General features: G+C 72.1%; 5 protein-coding genes and 1 pseudogene. 5 read left to right on the top strand and 1 reads right to left on the bottom strand.

Features of this window, described 5'->3' with window-relative positions:
- Positions 1 to 579: PepSY domain-containing protein (locus K2X24_RS20665; protein WP_292500638.1), on the top strand; the 579-nt coding region annotated here is incomplete at its 5' end.
- Between the two features lie 72 nt (positions 580 to 651).
- Entirely contained in the window at positions 652 to 1,686 is a 1,035-nt protein-coding gene (locus K2X24_RS20660; RefSeq protein ID WP_292500636.1) for a bifunctional riboflavin kinase/FAD synthetase, read from the top strand.
- 63 nt (positions 1,687 to 1,749) lie between these two features.
- Here K2X24_RS20660 and K2X24_RS20655 read toward each other — a convergent pair whose 3' ends face one another.
- A complete protein-coding gene (locus K2X24_RS20655) occupies positions 1,750 to 2,184 on the bottom strand; it encodes a YcgN family cysteine cluster protein (protein ID WP_292500640.1) in 435 nt (144 codons plus the stop codon).
- 411 nt (positions 2,185 to 2,595) lie between these two features.
- Between K2X24_RS20655 and K2X24_RS20650 the strand changes: the two genes are divergently transcribed.
- The 3 genes and pseudogenes from K2X24_RS20650 to K2X24_RS20640 all read left to right on the top strand — a co-directional run.
- On the top strand, positions 2,596 to 4,827 hold the full coding sequence (locus K2X24_RS20650) for a transglycosylase domain-containing protein (RefSeq protein WP_292500634.1): 2,232 nt from the start codon (positions 2,596 to 2,598) through the stop codon (positions 4,825 to 4,827).
- A 5-nt stretch (positions 4,828 to 4,832) separates the two neighbouring features.
- Positions 4,833 to 5,567 carry a DUF1214 domain-containing protein gene (locus tag K2X24_RS20645; protein ID WP_292500633.1) on the top strand — a complete coding sequence of 245 codons (735 nt, stop codon included), beginning with the start codon at positions 4,833 to 4,835 and terminating at the stop codon, positions 5,565 to 5,567.
- Positions 5,564 to 5,756: pseudogene (locus K2X24_RS20640) on the top strand (hypothetical protein); the annotation flags it as partial. The gene K2X24_RS20645 and the pseudogene K2X24_RS20640, both read left to right, overlap by 4 nt.

Raw genomic sequence — 5,756 nt, 5'->3', positions numbered from 1 at the left:
GCCACGGAAGCCAAGCCCGCAGCCACGGAAGCCAAGCCCGCGGCCACGGTTGCGAAGCCCGCGGCTTCGGACGCCAAACCGGCCGGGCGCAAGGACGCCGCCTCGCGCGGCGAGGGCAGGCCCGGCCGGCGTGAGGAGGGCCTGGGGAGCCCCGGTGTACCGCCCCTCGACACCGCCTGGGCGGCCTTCCGCAGCGCGGATGCCGGCCGGTTCACCCGGGCGACCCTGACCCTGCCGGGCGGGGCGGAGGGCGTCGTCCGCATCCGCTCCGAGAACCGGAACGGCTGGCGCGACGACACCCGGATCGAGGCGAGCACCGGGCGCGTCCTCGCGCACGAGGTCGGCGGGGAGCGCACCCTCGGCGTGCGCATCGCCGGCAACATGCTCGACGTGCACAGCGGCCGCATCTTCGGCGTGCTCGGGCCGCCGATCTTCCTCGTGGCCGCACTCCTCATGCCGCTCTTCCTGGTCACCGGGCTGCTGCTCTATATCGGGCGGCGCGCGGCCAGGGCCCGGCGGCGCGCGGCCACCGTCGCACCGGCCGGGGCCGCGACCCCCGCGCTCGGCCGGCGCGCTTGACCCTCCGGGCGGTTTTCGACAGGTTCCGCCGCCACAGTTCACGACCCCGACCGCTGCAACTCCCGAGATCCGATGCCGTCAGGCGACGAACCCGCCGTCCCGCCCGCCGCATCCCTGCCGGGCCCGAGTCTTCCCGCGCGCGCCCAACGCTTCACGATCTGCCGCGCGGACGAGCCGGTCCCGCCGGCCATCGCCGGGGCCATCGCGGCGATCGGGAATTTCGACGGGGTGCATCTCGGCCATCGTGCCCTGATCGCCGCCGTGCGCGAGACCGCGCGGGCAGCCGGCCGCCCGGCGGTGGTCCTCACCTTCGAGCCGCATCCGCGCGCCTACTTCGCGCCGCACCTCCCCATGTTCCGCCTCACCGACGCGCCCGCCAAGGAGATCGTGTTCGCCCATCTCGGCCTCGACGGGCTGATCGTGCGCCGCTTCGACGCCACCCTGGCGGGGACGGGGGCGCGCGACTTCGTCGAGGGGCTGCTGGTGCGGGACCTCGGCGTGGCCGGCGTCGTCATCGGCCACGACTTCCACTTCGGGCGGGGCCGTGAGGGCACGCCCGCCCTGCTCGCCGAACTCTGCGCGGAAGCCGGCCTGAGCTGCCGCATCATTCCCCCCGTCGCCCTGAGCGAGGGCGCCGCGCCGGTCTCGTCGAGCGCGATCCGGGCGGCCTTGGCCGAGGGCGCGGTGGCGCGGGCCAACGCGCTGCTCGGCTATCGCTGGTTCGTCTCCGGCGCGGTGCGCCACGGTGACAAGCGCGGGCGCACCCTCGGCTATCCCACCGCCAACGTCGCGCTCTCCGATTGCGGACTCGCGCACGGCATCTACGCGGTGCGGGTGCGCCTGCCCGACGGCGCCGTGAAGGACGGGGTGGCGAGCTACGGCCGGCGCCCGACCTTCGACGACGGCGCGCCCCTCCTCGAAGTCAACCTGTTCGATTTCGCCGGCGACCTCTATGGCCAGGAGATCGCGGTGGAGTTCCTCGGCTTCATCCGGGGCGAGGAGCGCTTCGACGGGGCCGAGGCCCTGATCGCCCGCATGCATCTCGACGCGGCCGAGGCCCGCCGGATCATCGCCGGGGACCCGGTGCCCTCAATGTTCGCGGCCTGATCCGGGACCTTGATGAGCCTGACCGATGGGTCGGACTTATCGAGACTTGGTTAGGAAGCGCGCCTACTCCGCGTCGTCCTCGGTCTCCGGCGTGCGGTTGGGCCAGGTCACGATCCGGTCGAGGAGTTCGTCGGCCGTGAACTCCTCCTCGTTGCCCGAGACCCGTCCGCGCACGGAGATGCCGGCCTCGTGCACGCTGGCGGCGCGGCCCGAGACGAGGGGGTGCCAGTCGTAGAGGTCCCGGCCGTCGCGGATCAGGCGGTAGGCGCAGGTCGGCGGCAGCCACGGGATCGTGCGCACGGCTTCCGGCGTCAGGCGCACGCAGTCGGGCACCCGCTTCTGGCGCCGGGGATAGTCGCGGCAGCGGCAGCCATGCCCGTCGAGCAGGGTGCAGCCCACGTCCGTGTGGTAGACCTCCGCCGTGTCCTCGTCCTCGAGCTTGAGGAGGCAGCAGCGGCCGCAGCCGTCGCACAGGCTCTCCCACTCGGCCGGCGACATCGCCTCGAGGTCCTTGGTGCGCCAGAACGGCTCGATGGCCGGGGTTTCGGTGGGGGCGGTTTCGGAAAAGGCCCGCGGCGTTTGGGAACGTGCGGCCGAGCGGTCCCGCATGGGGAACACCTTGGGCTGGAGGCGGCAAAGAAATCCGGGTGGTCCGCCCCTGTGCCGCAACGCGAGGGGCGGGGCAAGCGTTGCGGGCTCCGGGGTGCGTGAAAAGTCAAGGCGATCGCGCCACCCGCCCGCCCCAATCCGGCGTCAAGGTTAACGGCAGGTTATGGCCTGCGACGGCAGGCCACTTGGCCTACGACGGGCTTTCCCCGCAACGAAACCTCGCGGCGCGGCGCGGGGCTTGTTAGGATCGTCGGGCCCGCCCACGCGCCGGTGCCGGGTTGCTCAAGGACTGGAACACAGGTGCGCCTGCCCAAAGCGACCTCGCTGACGACCCGAATCAAGCACGCCGCCCTGGCCTTCGACGCCTGGGTGAACGCGAGCCTGTACGATGGCGGCCGCACGGCCGGGGAGACCTACGAGCGCTTCCAGGAGCGCATGAACGTCTTCGCGGTCCGCGGCTGGAAGCGGGTCGCCCTCGACCTGACCAGCGAGGGCGTGACGATCGGCACCGCCGGCGCCGTGCTGATGCTGGCCCTCGCCCAATCCGCCTTCAACCAGACCAGCGACAACTGGCTCAAGGCCCAGGACCTGGCCGTGACCTTCCTCGACCGCTACGGCACCGAGGTCGGCCGGCGCGGCATCAAGCACGACGATTCGCTCAAGCTCGACGATTTTCCCGACATCATGATCAAGGCCCTGGTCTCGACGGAGGACCGGCGCTTCTACGAGCACTGGGGCATCGATCCGATCGGCACGGCCCGCGCCCTCGTTTCGAATTCGCGCGGCGGCGGCAACACCCAGGGCGGCTCGTCGATCACCCAGCAGCTGGCCAAGAACCTGTTCCTCACGAACGAGCGCTCGCTCGAGCGAAAGATCAACGAGGCCTTCCTGGCGCTCTGGCTGGAGAGCCATCTCACCAAGAACGAGATCCTGAAGCTCTACCTCGACCGGGCCTACATGGGCGGCGGCACCTTCGGCGCCGTGGCGGCGGCGGACTATTATTTCGGCAAGCCGCTCAAGGACATCACCCTGGCCGAGGCCGCGATGCTGGCCGGCCTGTTCAAGGCGCCGACGAAGTACGCGCCCCACGTGAACCTGCCGGCGGCGCGCGCCCGCGCGGCCGACGTGCTGCACAACATGGTCGAGGCCGGCTTCGTCACGGAAGGGCAGATCCAGACGGCCCTGCGCAACCCGGCGACGCCCGTGACCCGCACCCGCGACATCACGGCGGATTATTACCTCGACTGGGCCTTCGGCGAGATCAAGCAGATGGCCGATGCGGGCCGCTTCCGCACCGACCGGGTGCTCACCGTCAAGACGCCCCTCGACCTCACCATCCAGCGCAAGGCCGACGAGGTGGTGCAGGGCACCCTGCGCCGCTTCGGCGACCAGTACGAGGTGGACGAGGCCGCGATGGTGATCCTCGATCCGGACGGGGCCCTGCGCGCCATGGTGGGCGGCGCCGATTACGGCGAGAGCCAGTTCAACCGCGCCACCGACGCGCTCCGCCAGCCCGGCTCCTCGTTCAAGCCCTACGTCTACGCGGCTGGCCTGGCCGCCGGCCTGTACCGGCCCGACACCCGCGTGGTCGACCGTCCGGTCTGCATCGGCAACTGGTGCCCGCAGAACTACGGGCGCTCCTTCTCGGGTGCCACGACCCTCACCGTCGCGGTGGCCAAATCCATCAACACCATCCCGATCCAGGTCTCGATCGCGCTGGGCAAGGCCATGGGCATCTCCCACGAGGCGCGGGCGGCGGCGGCGGGGCGCAAGAAGATCATCGAGACGGCGCACGCCATGGGCATCACCACCCAGCTCACCGATTCCGTCTCCCTGCCCATCGGCTCGGCCGAGGTGAACGTCATCGACCAGGCGGCCGGCTACGCGGTGTTCGCCAACGGCGGGCGGAAAGCCAAACCCTACGCGGCGATGGAGGTGAAGAATTCCTCGGGCGAGGTGATCTACCGCCACGCGGACGAGCCGATGCCGCAGGTTCTGTCGACCCAGGTGGTCGGCGACATGAACTTCATGCTCACCAAGGTGGTCGAGGAAGGCACCGGCAAGCGCGCGGCCCTGGACGGCATCAAGGTGGCGGGCAAGTCCGGCACCACGAACGCCTACCGCGACGCCTGGTTCGTCGGCTACACCGGCAACTTCGTCGGTGCCGTCTGGTTCGGCAACGACGACCACACCTCCACCAACAAGATGACCGGCGGCTCGCTGCCCGCCATGACCTGGCACGACGTGATGGAGGTGGCCCACCAGGGCATCGAGCTCAAACCCATGCCGGGGCTGAAGGACCCCGGGCGCGCGGTCGCCCAGTCGGGTCCGAGCGCGGCGCCCGTCAACGCGGCGGCGAGCGCGGCCGGCAAGCTCTCGCGGCGCTCGTTCGAGGTCATCGGCAGCTTGAACGGCCTGTTCCGGCAGGTCGAGAAGACCGCGGATAAGACCTCCGCCCTGCGTCCCGTGAGCGCGCCCGGCGACCTCGCCGAGGGGGCCCGCACGGTCGGCGGCCGCATCGGTATCCCGTAGCCGGCATGCGCATGACATTGGCCGATACGGTCGCGCGCCTGCGCCCGGCCCGACCCGCGTTCCCCGAGCCCCGTTCCGGATCGGGCGGCGCGGACGCCCCGCGCCCCGGGCCTGGCCGACGCGCGGCCGGCCTCCTGCGCAACGGGGTCCGGCGGGCCTCCACCGTCACGCTGGTGCTCTACGCCCTGGCGCTCGGCGCCGGACTCGGCCTCGTCACCGCCGATTACGCCACCCGGGGCGGCTATCCCTTCGGCGGCGTGCGCGTGGGTGCCTGGACCGCCTGGCCGCGGGTCGGCTCTCTCGGCGCGGACCCCTATGCCCGCGCGGTCAACGCCCGGCGCGGCGAGATTCCCCTGACCATCGGCGAGGGCATGCTGCTCACCGCCGACCAGGACGATGCCGGCCGGCCCCTCGACGCCGCCTGCACCTACGCGGTGGCGGGGGTGACGCCGCCGGCCCGGGCCTGGACCCTGACGGTGGCCGGGCGCGGCGCACGCGAGCCCGGACCGATACCCATGCGCGAGGGCTTCACCGCCACCGAGATCCTGCGCGAGACCGACGGACGCTTCGTGATCACCCTCTCGCCCGAGGTGCAGCCGGGGAACTGGCTGCCGATGCCCCGCCCGCGCGGGCCCGTGCGGCTGGCGCTTCGCCTCTACGACACCCCCGTGGCGGCGAGCGCGGGCAACCTCGACCGCTCGGCCGTGCCGGCGATCACCCGGGGAGCCTGCGCCGCATGAGCCCGCGCGGACGCTTTCTGCTGGCGACCCTGGCGGGCCTGGTGCTCGCCGGGCTGGTGCACGGGGTCGTGGTGCTGCTGATCCCGCGCCTGTCGGAGACGGACGCACTGTCGCGGGCCCGCTCCAGCGAGGCCCTGGACCACCCGATGCCGGTCAACACCGTCTCGGCCGGCGATGCGGCGGGCCAGA

Source organism: Methylobacterium sp., from assembly GCF_019750675.1.
Lineage (GTDB): Bacteria > Pseudomonadota > Alphaproteobacteria > Rhizobiales > Beijerinckiaceae > Methylobacterium.
The sequence above is the reverse complement of the archived record's forward strand: the minus strand, read 5'-3'. Positions and strand labels throughout refer to the sequence as shown.